This is a genomic window from Paraburkholderia sp. RAU2J, from assembly GCF_003634845.1.
Lineage (GTDB): Bacteria > Pseudomonadota > Gammaproteobacteria > Burkholderiales > Burkholderiaceae > Paraburkholderia > Paraburkholderia fynbosensis.
Genome location: NZ_RBXG01000002.1, coordinates 780,857 through 798,227, shown reverse-complemented (window position 1 = coordinate 798,227; position 17,371 = coordinate 780,857). Strand labels below are relative to the sequence as shown.

Annotated in this window: 16 protein-coding genes, 1 tRNA gene and 3 pseudogenes; 6 read left to right on the top strand and 14 right to left on the bottom strand. The window is 60.5% G+C overall.

What is annotated here, in order from left to right:
- Positions 1–169: 169 nt before the first annotated feature.
- Both B0G69_RS21060 and B0G69_RS21055 read right to left on the bottom strand, forming a co-directional pair.
- Positions 170–242: transfer RNA gene (locus B0G69_RS21060), tRNA-Lys, on the bottom strand.
- 48 nt (positions 243–290) lie between these two features.
- Positions 291–509 (bottom strand): annotated as a pseudogene (locus tag B0G69_RS21055) (Hsp20/alpha crystallin family protein); the annotation flags it as partial.
- A 108-nt stretch (positions 510–617) separates the two neighbouring features.
- On the opposite strand from B0G69_RS21055, the gene istA reads away from it, so the two are divergent.
- A complete protein-coding gene (istA, locus tag B0G69_RS21050) occupies positions 618–1,643 on the top strand; it encodes an IS21 family transposase (protein ID WP_241991246.1) in 1,026 nt (341 codons plus the stop codon).
- Complete coding sequence (istB, locus tag B0G69_RS21045; RefSeq protein ID WP_121315176.1) at positions 1,640–2,458, top strand: IS21-like element helper ATPase IstB; 819 nt, start codon at positions 1,640–1,642, stop codon at positions 2,456–2,458. The genes istA and istB overlap by 4 nt, the downstream gene beginning before the upstream one ends.
- Before the next feature lie 56 nt (positions 2,459–2,514).
- On the opposite strand, the pseudogene B0G69_RS21040 reads toward istB, so the two are convergent.
- The 3 genes and pseudogenes from B0G69_RS21040 to B0G69_RS21030 form a co-directional block, all read right to left on the bottom strand.
- Positions 2,515–2,883 (bottom strand): annotated as a pseudogene (locus B0G69_RS21040) (Hsp20 family protein); the annotation flags it as partial.
- A gap of 76 nt (positions 2,884–2,959) precedes the next feature.
- Positions 2,960–3,367: an Hsp20/alpha crystallin family protein gene (locus B0G69_RS21035; protein WP_121320666.1), complete on the bottom strand. Its 408-nt coding sequence runs from the start codon at positions 3,365–3,367 to the stop codon at positions 2,960–2,962.
- Positions 3,368–3,395: 28 nt separating this feature from the next.
- On the bottom strand, positions 3,396–3,839 hold the full coding sequence (locus tag B0G69_RS21030) for an Hsp20/alpha crystallin family protein (RefSeq protein WP_121320664.1): 444 nt from the start codon (positions 3,837–3,839) through the stop codon (positions 3,396–3,398).
- 246 nt (positions 3,840–4,085) lie between these two features.
- Here B0G69_RS21030 and B0G69_RS21025 point away from each other — a divergent pair.
- A pseudogene (locus B0G69_RS21025) lies at positions 4,086–4,325 on the top strand (hypothetical protein); the annotation flags it as partial.
- A gap of 31 nt (positions 4,326–4,356) precedes the next feature.
- Here B0G69_RS21025 and B0G69_RS21020 read toward each other — a convergent pair.
- Together B0G69_RS21020 and B0G69_RS21015 are read right to left on the bottom strand one after the other, a co-directional pair.
- Positions 4,357–4,545, bottom strand: a complete 189-nt coding sequence (locus tag B0G69_RS21020) for a hypothetical protein (RefSeq protein WP_121320662.1) — start codon at positions 4,543–4,545, stop codon at positions 4,357–4,359.
- A gap of 112 nt (positions 4,546–4,657) precedes the next feature.
- A complete protein-coding gene (locus tag B0G69_RS21015; protein WP_121320660.1) occupies positions 4,658–5,011 on the bottom strand; it encodes a hypothetical protein in 354 nt (117 codons plus the stop codon).
- A gap of 115 nt (positions 5,012–5,126) precedes the next feature.
- Here B0G69_RS21015 and B0G69_RS21010 point away from each other — a divergent pair, with 115 nt between their 5' ends.
- From B0G69_RS21010 to B0G69_RS21000, 3 genes are all read left to right on the top strand, one after another.
- Complete coding sequence (locus B0G69_RS21010) at positions 5,127–8,312, top strand: AAA family ATPase (RefSeq protein ID WP_241991422.1); 3,186 nt, start codon at positions 5,127–5,129, stop codon at positions 8,310–8,312.
- 39 nt (positions 8,313–8,351) lie between these two features.
- Complete coding sequence (locus B0G69_RS21005) at positions 8,352–8,603, top strand: nickel-binding protein (protein ID WP_121320656.1); 252 nt, start codon at positions 8,352–8,354, stop codon at positions 8,601–8,603.
- Between the two features lie 183 nt (positions 8,604–8,786).
- Complete coding sequence (locus tag B0G69_RS21000; RefSeq protein ID WP_147440748.1) at positions 8,787–9,224, top strand: hypothetical protein; 438 nt, start codon at positions 8,787–8,789, stop codon at positions 9,222–9,224.
- A 79-nt stretch (positions 9,225–9,303) separates the two neighbouring features.
- Here B0G69_RS21000 and B0G69_RS20995 read toward each other — a convergent pair whose 3' ends face one another.
- From B0G69_RS20995 to B0G69_RS20965, 7 genes are all read right to left on the bottom strand, one after another.
- The gene (locus tag B0G69_RS20995) at positions 9,304–9,858 is read right to left on the bottom strand and encodes an ATP phosphoribosyltransferase regulatory subunit (RefSeq protein WP_277873583.1); all 555 of its coding nucleotides are present in this window, start codon (positions 9,856–9,858) and stop codon (positions 9,304–9,306) included.
- Between the two features lie 402 nt (positions 9,859–10,260).
- Complete coding sequence (locus B0G69_RS20990; protein ID WP_121320651.1) at positions 10,261–10,782, bottom strand: GNAT family protein; 522 nt, start codon at positions 10,780–10,782, stop codon at positions 10,261–10,263.
- A 110-nt stretch (positions 10,783–10,892) separates the two neighbouring features.
- On the bottom strand, positions 10,893–11,426 hold the full coding sequence (locus B0G69_RS20985; protein WP_121320649.1) for a GNAT family N-acetyltransferase: 534 nt from the start codon (positions 11,424–11,426) through the stop codon (positions 10,893–10,895).
- A 339-nt stretch (positions 11,427–11,765) separates the two neighbouring features.
- Complete coding sequence (locus B0G69_RS20980) at positions 11,766–12,221, bottom strand: GNAT family N-acetyltransferase (protein ID WP_121320647.1); 456 nt, start codon at positions 12,219–12,221, stop codon at positions 11,766–11,768.
- A 442-nt stretch (positions 12,222–12,663) separates the two neighbouring features.
- Positions 12,664–13,038, bottom strand: coding sequence for a VOC family protein (locus B0G69_RS20975; protein ID WP_241991538.1), 375 nt, complete (start codon positions 13,036–13,038; stop codon positions 12,664–12,666).
- A 520-nt stretch (positions 13,039–13,558) separates the two neighbouring features.
- Complete coding sequence (locus B0G69_RS20970; RefSeq protein ID WP_121320643.1) at positions 13,559–13,945, bottom strand: ester cyclase; 387 nt, start codon at positions 13,943–13,945, stop codon at positions 13,559–13,561.
- A 238-nt stretch (positions 13,946–14,183) separates the two neighbouring features.
- Entirely contained in the window at positions 14,184–17,369 is a 3,186-nt protein-coding gene (locus B0G69_RS20965; protein ID WP_121320641.1) for a multidrug efflux RND transporter permease subunit, read from the bottom strand.
- Positions 17,370–17,371: the final 2 nt, after the last annotated feature.

Genomic DNA, 17,371 nt, shown 5'->3' with positions numbered 1-17,371 from the left:
ATTCGTGATACAACCCCGTCGGGTTTACGCTGCTTCGAGTGGCTACTTTCCGGCCCCATCGCCGACCAGCCGCGATAGAGCCGATGCGCTTATCCGGCACCCCCCGACCGGACACCGGGCATGCAGTCCTGTCGCGCGTGCAAAGTCCGACTCAAGCGTGCCGACTGGGTAGGCCGTACTGGATTCGAACCAGTGACCAACGGATTAAAAGTCCGCTGCTCTACCAGCTGAGCTAACGGCCCGGCTCGCTCGATGTCCGCCGCGACCAGGGCACTTCCCGACGGTTTGCCCTAGCCGATATCGATCGTGCGACTCGTGGATCGCGCCGGCTCCGATTTTGGCACGGTCAACGTGAGCACACCATTGTCGAACTTTGCCAGGGCGTGATCGGGGTCGGCGTTTTCCGGCATCGGGATCGTGCGCACGAAGTTTCCATAGGCGCGCTCGAGCCGGTAGCAGCCGTTTTCCTCGCTGCGCACGTCCTGTTTCTTCTCGCCGCGCAACACGATTGTCATCGGCACCTGTAAATTGATACACCGTCGGCACTGAGGAATTGATACACCTCGACGAAGGGATAATGGCCGCTTTGAGCGGCGATGATCTCGTACGAGGGATACATGCAGATCAGGATATTGCACAAGCAGGGCAAGAGCCTGCGTGCCATTGCTTGTGAGGTTGGCTGCTCCGTCAACACGGTGAGGAAATATCTGGCGACGCAGGACGCGCCGATGTTTCGGCCCGCAGCGACTGCGCGCGATTCGATACTGAAACCGTTCGAAGCCTATCTTCGGGAACGGATCGCGTCAGCGGCACCGGACTGGATTCCAGCGACAGTTCTGTGGCGCGAGATCCAATCGCAGGGATTCAATGGCGGCGAGAGAATCGTGCGCAAGTTCGTTGCGACATTGCGGCCTCTACCGGCGCCCGATCCTTTGGTGCGATTCGAGACTGCCGCGGGCGATCAGATGCAGGTCGACTGGGTCGAGTTCCGCCGGCGCAAAGGAGCGAATCTGTTCGCATTCGTGGCCACTCTCGGCTATAGCCGCGCGACTTACGTCGAATTCGTTTCCGACATGCGACTCGATACTTTGCTCAGGTGTCACGTCAACTGTTTTAACTGGTTCGGCGGTGTGCCGCGCCGTGCGCTGTACGACAATATGAAGACCGTTGTCATCGAGCGGGATGCTTATGGTCCGAAGCAGCACCGTTTCCAGCCGGGGTTTCTCGACTTCGCCCGGCACTACGGGTTTCAGCCCCAGCTTTGTCGGCCTTATCGCGCGAAGACCAAAGGCAAGGTCGAACGGATGAACGGATATTTGCGCCGCAGTTTCTACGTTCCGCTGGCCGCCCAGTTCAAGGCGGCCAACGTCGAACTGGACGTGACGACCGCCAACACTGAAGTCTGGCGTTGGCTACGCGAAGTTGCGCATGTCCGGATACATGGAACGACCCGCTTGAAGCCAGGCGAGCAGTTGCTTGTTGAGCAGAAGGCCTTGCAGAGCGTACCGCCACCGTATCCGTCGCTGTTGCCAGCAACGACACCGGCGAGCGGACAGGAGTTGCGCGAGCGATTCCACGACTGGCTATCTCCGCTACAGCACCCGCTGTCCGTGTACGACCAGCTGATTCGGGTTGCCGCATGAACATCGCACACGAACGAGTGGCGCAGCTATGCGCCCAGCTGAAGCTCACGACCATCGCGGACGCGTTGCCGCACCTGGCGCAAAAGGCGATCGCCGATGAGGTAAACCTGACAGAGTTTCTCGAATCGGTACTTAAGGCCGAGCACACGGCGCGGCTCGTCAGGCAGCGCGCGACGTTTGCACGCCTGGCAGGCTTCCCGACGATCAAGACCCTCGACGGTTTCGACTTCGCAGCAGCCAGCGGTGTGCCCAGATCGCAGGTTCAGGAGCTGGCGAGTCTGACGTTTCTGGAGCGAAACGAGAACGTCGTATTACTCGGACCGAGTGGCACAGGCAAAACGCACATTGCAATGGCGCTTGGTTATGCAGCAACGCAAGCTGGAATCAAGGTGCGCTTCATTACGGCAGCAGACCTGCTGATGATACTGACCACGGCACATCGGCAGAATCAGCTGGGCGACGCCCTCAAACGGTTCATCAACCCGTACCGGCTGTTGATCATCGATGAGATCGGGTACCTGCCGATGAGCCGTGAACAGGCCAACCTGTTCTTCCAGGTGATCGCCAAACGATACGAGCGCGGCAGTCTGATCGTGACCAGCAACCTTCCATTCGGGCAGTGGGACCAGACGTTCGCCGATGACGCAACGCTCACTGCTGCCATGCTCGACCGGCTATTGCATCACGCTCACGTCGTGGCGATCCAGGGCGAGAGCTATCGACTACGCGACAAGCGGCGCGCCGGACTGGTTATGAAGAGATCGACTACGACAAAGGAGAACGCCGCCAACGGAATGCGGTCGGCACCGCAATAACACTACAACCCGGTGTATCAAATCTGAAGTGCCGATGCCGACAGAAACTGTATCAATTCCTGAGTGCCGTTGACAACGATCGCCCCATCCTCGACGCTCACATTCAGGTCTTCGCGCTCCATCCCGGGCAGCTCGGCGGTCACGCGCAACACCTTCCCTTCGTCGACTACGTCGATGCGCGGCTGGAAGCGCGATGAACTGAAGTCGCCAAACCATCGTTCGAGCGCGCCGCGGCCTGCAAACGGGTCATGGAAGAACTCTTCCACAGCACGCCACGGTTCGCGTGAGAACAGCCGCGGAATGTCAGGCCACGGGGCACGCCACTGTTCATTCGCCGGGGGGCTTTCCGGCCTGTCCGCATCGGACTTGCGGGCCGCCCCGCGTAGGAACTTGAAGGGATTCCACTTTTTCGGGTCCGTGTTCATCGTATCCTCCTCTACGGTCCGGCCGGAGAACACCGCCACCGGTTTTCTTCCTGTCGTTGCTGCCCACCTGCCGACTTCAGTCCGTCCGCACTTCGATCCGCCGCGGCCGCGCTTCGTCGCGGCGCGGTATCGTCAGCCTCAGCACGCCGTCCTTCAGGTTTGCGTCGATTTTCGTTGGGTCGAAGTCAGCCCCAAGAGCGAACGCCCGCGCGAAGTGAGGCTGGCGGATCTCGGCGTGATGCAGACGCAGCCCCTCCGGCGTGGGTACAACTGCCTCTGCCTCGATGTACAGGTTGCCATCGTGCACCTTTACATCGAGCCGGTCCTTTGTCACACCGGGCAAATCCGCCCACAGGGTGATGCCCTGGCTATCCTCGAAGATGTCCACGGGCGGCGTCAGCGTGATCCGGCGTTGTGACTGGTCGTCTTCGCGCCGCGCCACCGCCTTTTCGTCTTTCCTGGCAAGTTCTGTGGTGTCGTTCATGATGTCCTCCTCAGTTCTGCGACGGGTTTCATTGAACGGTGATGGCCCGCGGCTTGGATGTCTCCCGCTTGCCGATGCTGACGGTCAGGCAGCCATTGGTGTATTGCGCCTTAACGTTGTCGGGGTCCGCATGCTGCGGCAGTTCAATGACGCGCCGGAAAGAGCCGACGAACCGCTCCTGCGCATAGGTGCGCGTGTCGTCGCCAGCCGCGTCCGGCTGTGCGGTCCTGCGCTCGCCGCTGATGGTCAACAGCCCTTTGTCGATGGATACGTCGAGGTTCGCCGGATCGATACCCGGCGCGAACGCGACGATCTCGATCGAGTCGTCAGTCGAACCGATGTTGACCTGCGGGAATGCGCCGGCGCGCCCGGAACGGATGCTGGAGGGGAAGCCGCCGAAGAGGCTCGCCATCTGCCGTTGCAGACGGTCGAACTCGCTGAAAAGGTCGGTCCCGGAATAGAGATCACTCATGGTCGTTTTCCTCCTTCAAACCAGCAGGGAAGACGAACCAGCCTACGCGCTCCAGTCCGTCCGCCATGCTGCGGGCAAACAAATCGAAACACGCAGCGCGCCAAAATCTCCCAGCGCGACTGCCCGAACGATATTCAAGATAGGACTGGAAACGGAAATTTTGAAGGGGCGATGGCAACTTTTTGTTCTTGAATTCGGATTGCCCCCCTGTGTTCACGACACCGTGCAACACCCTGCGAGGACACCATGGAATTCGAATACGATTGGCTTACTCTTGGGCGTCACCGTATCCGGTTCCGTTCAGCGAAGGGTTTCCCGACCGAGTCGATGCGCACGGCGGTCGAACTCATCCGGCCGTCGATCGACAGCAACATGAGCGCCCAGGCGCGGCTGGTTGAAGTGGTGTTCCGGCAGGAGTCCGCTTACGAGATTGCTGTCGGCACCACGTTCGCCGACGACCGGCTATGCGCGCCGCAGCTCGAGGCGCCTTACCAAGCGCCTGGAAGGGAACTCCACATCAGCGTTTCGTAACATTAACCGCCAGAATCTCGTAACCGGGATCGGCGTGCTCTTTCGCCACCTTCTCCGCTTCCTCGTACGAGAGAAACGACATGGCTTCCTTAATCTCCGGCGCCAGGCCAATGTCGCCGTCCTCTGCCGTGCATAGGAACTTCTCGCCGGTCTTCACGACGTAGAGTGTCGTCATGTTCCCCTCCACGAATTCAGAAACATCCAGTCTAGCAGGCCTGAAGGGTGACGCACGATCGCCGGATCGCGGATTCAAACGTCGCGCGGAGTACGAGTCGCCGTGTTGCACATCACCGCGCGAAAGGCTTGGCGCGACGCCAGATCTGGAAAGCGTCGGGAACAAAACACAGCCCGGGCTCTCGGCCGATTGCCAAGGCCTGCTGTTCGCTCATCCAGTATTGCTGACGCGCCGCGTCGTACTGAAGATGGCTGTGCGCCACCTGCCGCCCCAACCACTGGCGCACTGCCACCGGATCGGTGCCTGTCGTCCTCGCGAGTCGCTCCGCGGAGAGGGGATTGTTAGCCAGTGCTTCATACAGCCGGAGCGTGTCTGCTTCAGCGAGCGGTGTTTTCGATCTCAAGGCCTCGCGCCGATGCGCCAGTGCGCCTAGGTAGTCAGACAGCATGCCTTCGAAAATGGTCACGTTGACCTCCTATGATTTTCCGTAGTCGAGCATTCCGCTCTGGTAGTAATCTGCGTACAAGCGACCATCCGATGATTGCCGTTTGACCAGTTCAGCATGAGCCTGGAACGTTGTATTGACGGTTGGAGCCAGCGTGGTAAACGTCGGGATTGTTAACGCTCCGTGCGCAGCGCTAAGCATTCGCCTGCTTGGCGAACTCGAGTTGAGGCGCGAGGGCGCGGTGGTGCCTTTGCCTGCTTCGCGCCGTACGCGCGCGCTGCTAGGCTATCTCATCCTGTCCGGCGCGCCGGAACGGAGATCAGCGCTGTGCGACATGCTATGGGATGGTCCCGACGATCCCCGCGCGGCACTTCGCTGGAGCCTGTCCAAGCTGCGACCTCTGCTCGACGACGCAGCGCACGAACGCATCGTGGCGAGCCGCACGCATGTCGCTTTCGAGGCTGCCGGCGCATTTGTCGATGCAACGAGAATCCAGACGCTGCTTTCGCAAGGAACGGAGTGGACCGCTGTTTCAGCGCTGGAGGAAGCAGCGCAATTGCTCCGGGGTGACTTTCTTGGCGGGCTCGAGCTTCCCGGCTGCTACCGTTTCTACAACTGGTGCGTTGGTCAACGCGAACGCTTCGGCCGGCTTCGCGGGGCGGTTCTGCGCGCGCTCGTGGGAAGGCTGACGCCGGACCTGCCGCGCACCCTGCAGTATGGTCGCGAACTGGTCGACGCAGATTCACTGGATGAATCGGGCCACGCAACGTTAATCGGGCTACTGGAAGCCGCTGGCCGTCATCCGGATGCGCAGGAGCATTACCATTACGCGCGCGAGCTTCTTCATCGTGAACTGGGGGCACGCGCATGTGCGACGCTCGACGAGGCTGTTCAGCGCATGCGCCAAGGTACTTGTCGGGCCCGCCCGAACGACAGTTCTGGGCGCCTACATCGCGCTGAGAATCGAGCGCCTGCAGACACCTTCCATGCAGCCATACAGAGCGAGGGAGCCAGCGCGGGCGATCAGCAAGCGCTCACGCGTCTGCCACTGGTCGGGCGCAACGTGGAACGAGCAAGGCTGGACGGCCTGTTGACGACCGCGTCTGTCGCCAACCAGCTGACACTGCTAACCGGTGAGCCGGGCATCGGCAAGACGCGCCTTCTGGAGTATTTCAGCCAATGCGCGTCGAATGCCGCATACCGCGTGCTTCGCGGCCGTTGCTATGAAGCCGAGACTATCCGCCCTTACGGCATCTGGATCGACGCATTGCGCGACGTCGAGACCGACGCATCGCAACTCGTCGGCGAAAGGCTCGCACCGCTCTTTCGCCCCACTGTCCAAAGTTCGTCTGAAATCCCGCGCGACGAGGGAAGCCGCGAGCGGCTTTTCGAAGCGGTTGTGGCGCTGATTGACCGCATGTCCGGTGAACAGCGATTGGCCTTCGTCCTCGACGATCTGCAGTGGCTGGACGAATCATCGGCGGCGCTGCTGCACTTCGTGTTGCGACGACTGGACCGCGAGCTACCAGTCGTCTTTGTCGCCGCCGCGCGTCCCGCTGAAACGGACGAAAACCGGTTCGCAAGGACGCTTCTGCAATCGTTGGCGCGCGACTGTAAGGTGACGCGCGTTACGATGGCGCCTCTTTCTGCTGACGAAGTGGCTGCGCTCATTGACGCATCGGGGAGCGATATTCGGCTCGACCAGGCGATGAAAGACAGTGGTGGCAATCCACTTTACGTGCTCGAATTGACGCGCACACAGCAAGCGAATACCGGCGCCTCGACGCTCTCTGTAGAAGCATTGATCGCGGATCGGCTTTCCCCGCTCGATGCGCGCACACGGGATCTGCTCTCGGTCGCGGCGTCCATCGGTCATGGGTTTGCTCCCGAGCAGCTCGCGCAGTTGCTCGACCGTGCGCTTCCTGAAGTCCTGTTGAGCGTTTCCGACCTACAACGCCGAGGAATTCTTGCAGCGACGCAAACCGAGTTCGATTTCGCCCACGACCTGGTGCGTCAGACTGTCTATCGCATGCTCTCGCAGCCACACAGGCGCGCGATCCATCATCAGATTGCGCGACAACTGTTAGCCGAGAGCACGCACGACCCGCGACTGCACGGCGAGGTCGTTCATCACGCGACCTTGGCGGGAGACTCGCGGATGACGGCAGCAGCATGCGTCAAAGCAAGCAACCAGTGTCTGAAAGTCTTTTCGAGCACCGAGGCTCGCGCTGTCGCAGATCGCGGCCTGACTCATGCACGTTCACTACCGCGCGGGAGTGAGCGGGTCCGGCTTGAAATACAGTTGCTCGTCGCACGGCTTGAGGCCCTGGCGAGTTCGGGCCACGCATGTCCTGCGTCGATGGAACAGGAATTCGAGCAAGCCATTCAGGAGGCGGACGCCCTGTCGCTTCATGCAGAGGTGGTGCAAGGTCTCCATAGCCTGTCGTGGCTAACGCAACAGGCAAACGACATCGAGCGTACGCGAGACGTGACAATCCGCGCCGAAACGGCGGCGCGCAAGGCCGATGCGACGACGCGATGCAGGCAGCTTTCCAATACCGGTCGGTGCCTGCTTGAACTGGAGCGCGAGCTGCCGAGGGCACGCAGAGTTCTGCAGGATGCGGCTGCACTGGCAGACCGCCTGGACCTGCGTGTCGTGGAATTGATGTGGGGCGCCGCGCTTCTCGCGCGAGCCGAGGGGCAACTGGAGATCGGATGCGCCCGGTTGGGCGACGCCGTTCGGCAGGCACAGGCGATCGGTGATCACTGGCGTGAATACCAGTGTCTTGTCTGGCTCGCGACTATCAACTTCGAGCGTGGCGCATATTCAGAAGTCACGCAGATGGCCGGCGCAATCGTCGCGGCGGCGCAGCGGATGGGCGACTCGGGCGCGCCGTATGCAGAGGTCCTGAGCGAGATCGCGTCGATCCGTCTGACGCACGGCGACGCGTGCACATTCGTATTCGAAGGGCTCGCCGCATTGCGGCAGGCAGACGACAAGCGACACCTTTGCTACGCCCTGAACGAGGTGGCGCTGACCTGTCTGTACTGCGGATGCAGCGACCGTGCGATCGCTTACGCGCGCGAAGCACTCAAGGCAGCCGAAATACTTGATTCATCGACGGAAAAGATCGTTGCAACAGCGGTCCTCGTCGAGGCGGCGGTCATTGCAGGCGAGATGGCAACCGACGATCCCGTTCTCTCCTCATTACACGCGTTACTCGCCGACAAGCCGATCACGCCTCGGAGTCAGGCCGCACTCCAACGGCTCCATGAGCGCTATCCGTCGACTACAACGATTGTTCAAACGCGGGCACATTAGGATGCGGTGGTACAGGCTCTGCGCAAAGGGAGGTTCGAGATGTCGCACGTCGTTGTTGAAAGGAGCTTTTTGACGCCACAGTCGGATGCGGACTTATCTGTGGTAGAAGACCGTCTTGCCCCGTGCAGCGAACTTTACGGCGTCGTCTGGAAACGCAGTGTAGTGTCGGTCGATCGCCGGCACATGATCTGCGAGTATGAAGCACCGGACGCCGAAACCGTCCGCAAAGTGCAACGGGAAGCCGGCGCTGCCTTCGATCACATCTGGTCGGGTGACGTCATCGAAAGCTAAGCGTCACGTATGCGAATGGACCGCGCGTCTGCGATGCGGATCGAAGGCGGTATATGCTTTTAGCGTTGCATCTTGCACTTGATCAATTTGGAACTGCGACTTGTTGTTGACCGACAGGGTCCAGGTCTACTTCAGCCGTGGTGTGCTCCAGACTGGCATTGTTTTGAGGAGGCGAGTGTTTCCGTGAGCGACCAATATTCTTCGGCACTCGATACCGCCTACCGTCGAGCGATTCGATTCCACAAGGCGAGGAATAGCCTCCCGGCACAAGCGTCTGCGATGGTCGAACGGCATTGCCAGCTTGCCGAAGGAATGTCGTCCGCGCTAGCCAGCGAATCGGGCATCCATGTGCTCAACAAAGTAGAGCTGAATCAATTCCTCGTCCGGTTCGGCTCGACTGAGGTATCCGAGCAATCCGACCAGGCGACGAGGGATGTCATTGCTCAATTGGCAACAGAAGGCAGCTTTTTCTTCTCGGGCGCGGAATGGAGAGGAATGTGCGTCATGCGCGTGTCAGTTATCTCCTGGGCGACGACCCAGGCGGATGTGGACCAGGCGGTTAACGTCATCGCGGAAGCGTGGGGCAGGGTGAAGAACAACGCGAAGCATCCGGCGACTTGAGATGACGCCTCGCGCCTGCGACTTCACGCCAGGCTTGCAATTGATCCCAACCACAAGCCTTTTCCCGCGTTTCGTGTTGCTATACGAGCCCTTGAGCTGTCATCGCCAACAGCAGCCGTTCCGCACCGATTCCAAAGCCCGCACCTTCCCGATACGCCCCGCCGCCCACCACTTGCTGCTGCGCTCCGAGTTCAGTGCAGCGCATCTCGAAGCCCCGACCGTTGAGATAGTAGCTGAGGCCTCTACGAGCTGAGTCGTCGATTTCATAGCCAAGTCCAAGTGAATCAAAGAAGCCAATCACTATCTCCTGACTACGTTTGACCGCCAATTCCGGATCGGGGCAAAGGTACTCGAATCCCAGTTGCGAGAATTCCCTATACCGACCGGCTTGCGGTCGTTCATAGCGATAGCATCGAGCGATATAAAAGAACATCCGTTCCTGTTGGCGACCCAGCAACTCTATACACCGCTCCTGGAAAAGAGCAGTCGCCTCCGGGATTAGGCAGCAGGCGCGTCCCTTCTTATCGGGAAAGGCCCACATTTGGCCGATGATCTCACTGCCGCCAGCCTTTTGGATGAACGTATCCTGCGACCACAAAGCGGGAACAATAGCCTCTTCTGCCCCAACGTTAATGAAGATAGCTCCGGAACTGATTTTCTAGAGCGCGTGTTTGCGCAGCTTCCTTACCAACGATGAAACGGGTTCCGCGAATCATGGTCATGAGAATCCTCTTCGGTGTAAAAATAAAAAAAGGCGCTTAAGGCGCCTTGGTCGTTTGTGCACGGAAAGGGAGGAACGAGATCCCGGATTCCCTGCTATGGACGTAACGGACCACGGCGCATTGGATAGCAACCGTGATGGTGGTGAGACTTGCTCGTGACGTTACGAAGTTCCATGCTGCTAATACTGACACACAAACTGGTTTTTGTGTACAGACCGTTATGTTTCGGCTTGCCGGTTTAGGAGACCGCATTGACCGACCGTTCGTGGCCGGCGACCGCCTTCGCGCGTCCCGGCACGAGGCGCCCAACTCAGTCAGGTCGCTCCCGGGGCATCGTCGTCAGCGAGCAATGCCCAACGTTCATGGTCGCGCCATTTTCCATCAATGCGGAGATAGCGCGGTGAAAAGCCTTCCTGTTTGAAGCCCACGCGACGCACGAGTGAGATTGATGCCACGTTTGGCGGTTGGATGTTCGCCTCAAGGCGATGCAAACCAAGCTCGGCGAAGGCGTACATGACGGTCGTTCGAAGCGCCTCTGTCATTAGACCGGTTCGACTGAAGTCTGACATCCCGTAATAACCGAGATAGGCACTCTGAAAAGCGCCCGCAACAATCTCGTTGAGGTTGATCACACCGATCACCTTATTCGAGACATTTTCCCGTGCAACTAGTCCGACATTTGATCCGGTCAGTCCGCGTGCAAACCAGCCGTCGAATCCAGCCTGATCCGTGAATGCCGTGACCCACGGCCAATGGTATTCTCGATTTGCCAAATTTGCAGCAATCAAATCGGCGGCGTCGGCACGGGTCGCGCGACTTAGTTGAATGTTGCTCATAGTCGTTTGTTGGAGGGGCATGCAGGATCTGGATTGTCGCCGATCTAACGAAGACCGTTCAATGACTGCTTGTGGCGACGGAGGTCGATGTGAAGGCCGAACCGAACCACCTATACGTCGTTCGTCACTGGCTGGCGAGGAATTCGGTAGACGACGGACTTGTACTTCGGTGTCAGGCGGCTTTCCACAATGACGCCTCCCAACGACTCGGCGATGCGCCGACTGGGGCGGTTCTCTTCGGCAACCGGATAGGTAAAGCTTTCAGAGCCAATGGTTCGCGTTGCCCAGCGTGCAACTAGAGTTACAGCTTCACGACCAAAGCCATTTCGATGACGATCTTCACGAATCCAGATGCCGAGTTCCGGGCTCGCGGTATGTACGCGGTGAAGTCCGGCCAACCCAAGGAAACTCCCGTCAGCGCGTTGACGCAGTGCGAATACATAGTCTGACCCATCGGCTATCGACGGTATCCAGGACCGCCAAACACCGTCAAAATCATGCCGGGACGCCGGTGGCTCCCATGCCATGTGACGGGTCAGCGAAGGGGTGATGCATGAAAACGTCGCATCGGCGTCGCTGGCCGAGAACGGTTTGATCAGGAGCCGGGTTGATTCAATCTGGATTTCTGTCGGCCGCAGCAGCATCTCAAGTCCTCCGTCGAGGTTTGTTTATATTCATCAATTGTCGACGAATCAGAAACCTGCGTGGGACGTCCCTTCATGGCCCGCCTGCCGCCGCATGCAAAAGGGGTAAGGTGATCGTCAACCCTTCGCTTGTTCGAGAATCAGCCGTTCAGGCGATGCGGATAGCCCGACCGGTTGCTATCGACAACTGAAGCCAGCGGAGATTGTTGACGATCATTGCCCATGTCCCGACCGTCCGAAATTGGGCTGAACTCGGCAGTACATGGTTGGGCGTCTGGACGCTCGAACTTCTGTCGCCGACTCCAGCGATGGGCCGCGTCCTATGAATACCAATGCAGCCTAGCTTTCTTCCTGTGTTTCGATTGGCTGACGCACATAGTAGATATCCCATTCTCCTTCGTCAGTCTTTACAAATCCATACCGCTGGTAGAAGCGGTTTGAATCACTGCCGCGTAGAGCACCGAGGCGGATTGGCATGCGTTGCGCGTCGGCGTTCGCGAAGACGTCCCGCAAGACGGCTGCGCCGATTCCTTTCCCTTGGTGCGCCGGCAGAACGTAAAGGTGGTCCAGTAGCCAGTAGTCTGCCTGTGGGCGAATGAGGATAAAGCCCGACCGAACGCCATCGACCTCTATGAATCGACACCGCGCAGGGTCGAATGACGCGAGGAAACGCTCGCGGGCACGCTGCGGGTCGAAACGACTGATGCGCTCCAGACTCTCGCGCATCGCGGCGATACGGATGGCGACCAGTATGTCGGCGTCGGACTCGGTTGTATCGGAAAAGGCGATGTTCATTAGGAACGGCTTCCGGTCAAAGGATTCGCGAGGCTTACTTCTTATGCGAATACTATCGCGCCGAATCGATTGTCACCAATTTGCACTTTGGGGCCGAAGGTCCGCTTCCTGGCCGACCTGTGCCCGACAGCGATCGGCCGCCGCAATCCACTCAGGACACTCACTTAAGTTTGGACGCAACGGCAGCTTGCAGAGGCGGCCGTTGCTTTTACCGCTGCGGTTGACGGAACATTGGCGAGCCTGATCCGCGGCGACGCTCGATGAACGGCCGGGTCCGATGTCCGGCATAAACAACTTGTGCCGTGGAAGCAAGTAGCGAACTGCCGCGAGCTTAACTGCGCGGCAGCGGCGCCAGCGAACTGTCGGGTTGAGCGAGTGGCGAGGCGGCACTCTGGCAAAAAATAACCCGGTCCTCGCCCGGTACATGCTATATCGCGCCTGCTCATCTAAGCGGTTGCCCAATGCTGAGGAGGTTGCCCTCGCTATCTCGGAACCAAGCACCTCTTTCGCCTACACCACCCTTGGACGGGTAGTTTCCTTCTATCTCAACGATCCCATCGATGGTCTTCAGTCCTGGAAGATCGTATTCTTCGAACGTGACTCCGCGCTGTCGCAGTTCGCTTACGGTTGCCTGGATGTCATTGACCTCCCAAGCCATTTGTGTGTGCGTACCAGAGGCCGATCCAGACGACTGAAAGAGTGTGAAGTAGCCACTGCCGCACTTGTAGCGGAGGCCGCCAGGCCGTTCTTCCACCGGCTCAAGACCGAGCTTGCTCGAGTAGAAGGTTCTCGCTCGAGCGAGGTCTTGCGCTGGCATCCGGGTTGATACGTCGCTGTGTTGAAGCATGGGACACCTCCGAGGAAAAGAAACCTTGTTCGCTCCGTCCCGTCCAAGGCTCCGGTCTGCAGCCCCCGGGAACCGGCCTTCAGGAACATGAGATAGATCATAGCTGCGATTGTGATGTCGGTCGGTGGGAGCCCAGCTCAGAACTGGATTGGCAAACCTGGGAAGATCCATTTGATCCTCTCCCCCAAAATCGAGCATGCACTCCGGGCCGCAGAGGCGCCAGGCCGGACAATCCTAGGCATTTCCCCTTAACCGGCAGGGTGGCCATGCAGGCCGAAATCGACCACGCGCACTTGACGGCTGCTGGTCGACAACCGCGTGCCACGTCGGCTGATGACCTGACAAAGCGTGAATGGCGGGCGATGGTCTGCTGTCTGGGGTAGAACCGACGTTTGAATGTCCCTTCCCACATGCCGACGAACGGCAGTAGTTGGCCGATGTGTGCCTGAAGGTGTCCAGCAAGGTGCGTACGCCAGCGGCTAATACCCAGCTACAGCTGGACCTCAATCGAAGCCTTATCGATGACCGACCATACCTGCCGAATCCTTTGTCCGTGAAACTCGTAAAATACGTTTTCAGCGAACGCGATCCGCTTGCCATCTACGCGGAGTCCGAGAAACGTACCCGTCGGCGTACAGTCAAACTGCAGTCGGCTCGCGATATGCGGCGGCTCGCAAACGAGGAGCTGAATCTCGAAGCGGAGGTCCGGGATTTCGCGAAAATCTCTCTCAAGCATCTCGCGATAGCCTGACAAGCCAATCCGTTGGCCGTTGTATTTCACGTCATCGCTAACAAACCGTCCCAACTTGGACCAGTCCTGCCGGTTCAGACAGGCAATATAGTCCCGATAGACTTCAGACAGATTGATTTCACTCACGGCAATCGTCCCTCGCGTGTCGACCGATCACTTGATTGTCAACCATCTGAGCCATGCCGTCGAATGACCGGAGTTGTCCGACCGCTGCCCGATGCGGTCGGCTCAGACCGACCCCATTGCGGCCTTGCGCCGCTCTCCAAAGCGGTCGTTCGATCCTCTGTTCGAACGCTTCAATTGTCCGCGCTTTTCGAAAGACGCATCGCGCGATTCCCGATGCCATCGACAGCGCGTGGGCCGATCATGTGCTGACATCGCGAGTCAATCCGCGCGACTGGCGCCGATAGCCACGCAAGCGCCGCAGCGCGCCGAGCGGCCCTTGCTGCGCGACCGCCGCCACCGCCTGAAACGCGACCGGCGCAAATACCAGCCCGAGCAAGGTCGCCGTCACGACGCCGCCGAACACGCCCGTACCGATCGACCGGCGGCTTTCCGCACCGCCGCCGCTCGCCAGCACCAGCGGCACGACGCCCAGCAGGAACGCCGACGACGTCATCACGATCGGGCGAAACCGCGCGCCCGCCGCGCGTATCACCGCGCGCGTCAGCGGCACGCCGCGTAGGCTCAGGTCGCGCGCGAATTGCACGATCAGGATCGCGTTTTTCGCGGACAAGCCAATCACTGTGATCATCCCAACCTTGAAGTAGATGTCGTTCGGCATGCCGCGCATCAGCATCGCCGCAATGGCGCCGACTACGCCAAGCGGTACGACCATCAACACCGCGAGCGGAATCGTCCAGCTTTCGTATAGCGCGGCCAGCGCCATGAACACCGCCAGCAGCGACAGTCCGAGCAGCAACGGCGTCAGCCGCGCCGCCGCGCGTTCTTCGTGCGCCGCATCGACCCAGTCGAACGCGATGCCCGCAGGCAAGCTCGTCGCGAGCCGCTCCATCGCCTCCATCGCCGCCCCCGAACTGACACCGCTCGCCGCACGGCCGTTCAGATCGAGCGACGGATAGCCGTTGTAGCGCGTCAATGCGACTGGCCCTCTGGTCCAGCGGCGTGTCGCAAACGACGACAGCGGCACCATCGCGCCCGACTGATTCGGCACCGACAACGCCAGCAGATCGGTTTCCGTCATCCGCGTCGCCGCATCGCCCGCCACCAGTACGCGGCGCATCCGGCCACCCGCCGGAAAATCGTCGACGTAGTACGAGCCAAAGGTGCTGCCAAACACGTCCGCAATCCGGTCGAACGATACGCCGAGCGCGTACGCCTTCGCGCGGTCCACGTCGAGTTCGATACGCGGCGCGTCGGGCAGATCCTCGAAATGAATCGACGCCAGCGACGGATCGGCCTTCGCGCGCTCGGCAAGCTGGTCGCGGGCGGCCTTCAACGCGTCGCGGCCCAAGCCGCCGCGATCTTCGAGCCGGAACGTGAAGCCGTCCGAATGCCCGACGCCCGGCACCGACGGCGGCAATTGCGCCTGCACGTTGCCGTCGAGAATCCGGCTGAACGACCGGTTCAACGTGTCGCGCAGCGTCATCGCATCAACGCCGCGCTGGCCCCAGTCTTTCAGCGTAACGAATGACATCGCTACGTTCTGTCCGCTGCCCTCGAAACTCCAGCCGATCACGCTTGTCACGTTCGCCACCGCCGTTTGCATGCGCAAAATCGACTCGGTCTTTTCGACGACGGCGAGCGTGCGCGCCTGCGTCGCGCCGGCCGGCAACTGGATCATCACCTGCAGTTGGCCCTGGTCTTCGACGGGCAGGAAGCCGCCCGGCATCCGCCAGTACAACGCGCCGCACAGCAGCAGCAATACGGCATACACCGCGAGCAGCGGCCCGATCCTGCGCATCGCGGCGGCCGTCATGGCCCGGTAGGCGCGCGACGCGCGCTCAAAGCCCTGTTCGAAACGCGTCGAGAGGCGGGCAGCAACGCCACGCAAGCCGCGTCGCGCGTCACGCTGACGGACCGATTGCGCAGGCGCGCTCAGCAGGTTCGCACACAATGCGGGCGTCAACGAAAGCGCCATGAAAGACGACACCAGCATCGACGCAATCATCGCGACCGCGAATTGCCGGTAAATCCCACCGACGCCGCCAGGAAAGAACGCCATCGGCACGAACACGGCGGTCAGCACCGCCGTCACGCCGACGATCGCACCGCCGATCTGTTTCATCGCTTTCAATGTCGCGTCGCGCGGCGCCATGCCCTCTTCGTCCATCACGCGATGCACGCTCTCGACCACCACGATCGCGTCGTCGACCAGAATTCCGATCGCCAGCACGAGGCCGAACATCGTGAACACGTTGATCGACAAGCCGAATGCGTACATCGTGACAAACGCACCCATCAGCGTGACCGGAATCACCACTGTCGGCACCAGCGCGTAGCGCAGATCGCGCAGGAACAGCCACATCACGAGAAACACCAGCAAGATCGCCTCGGCCAGCGTGATCAGCACTTCGCGAATCGCAACGTTGACGAAGCGCGCGCTATCGAACGGCACCTGAACCGCGACGCCCGGCGGCAAACGGTTCGCCAGTTCCGCGAGCCGCGCCCGAATCGCGCCCGATGTTTCGAGCGCGTTGCCGCGCGGCCCGAGTTGAATCCCGACCGTCGCCGACGGCTTGCCGTTCAGGCGCGACCAGAACGTATAGTTGTCGCGGCCGATCTCGACCCGCGCGACGTCGGCAAGCCGCACTGCCGAACCGTCGGGGTGCGCTTTCAGCACGATCTGGCCGAATTCCTCCGGCGACAGCAACTGCCCTTTGATGTTCACCGACGCGGTCAGCTGCTGGCCGTCCACCAGCGGCGCGTCGCCGAGTGTGCCTGCCGCGACGCTCGCGTTTTGCGCGGCAATCGCGGCGTTGACGTCGGACGCGGCGAGGCCGAATTCGCGCAGCTTCATCGGATCAAGCCAGACGCGCAACGCTTCGTCGGCGTCCCACAGTTGCGCGGAACCGACGCCCGGCGCGCGCTTCAGTTCACGCATGATGTCGCGGCTGAGGATGTCGCTCAGTTGCGCGGAATCGCGCGTGCCATCGGTGGATGTCAGCGCGACCAGCATCAGGAACGTGTTGGCGGCCTTGAAAACGCTGATACCCTGCTGCACCACCTGTTGCGGCAAACGCGGCTCGACCTGCTTGAGCCGGTTCTGCACGTCCATCATCGCGATATCGGGGTTGGTGCCGGGCGCGAAGGTCGCCGCGATTTCAAGGTTGCCGAGGCCGTCGCTGGCGGTTTCGTAGTAAAGCATCCCGTCGGCACCGTCGAGACTTTCTTCGATGATGCTGCCGACGTTCGCATCCACGGCTTCCGTCGATGCACCCGGATAGACGGCGTCGATCACGATACGCGGCGGCGCGAGTCGTGGATATTGCGCGACCGGCAGTTGCGTCAACGCGAGCGCACCCGCGATGATTACCGCAAGCGCCAGAATCCACGCAAAGACCGGTCGGTCGATAAAAAAGGAGGCCAAGG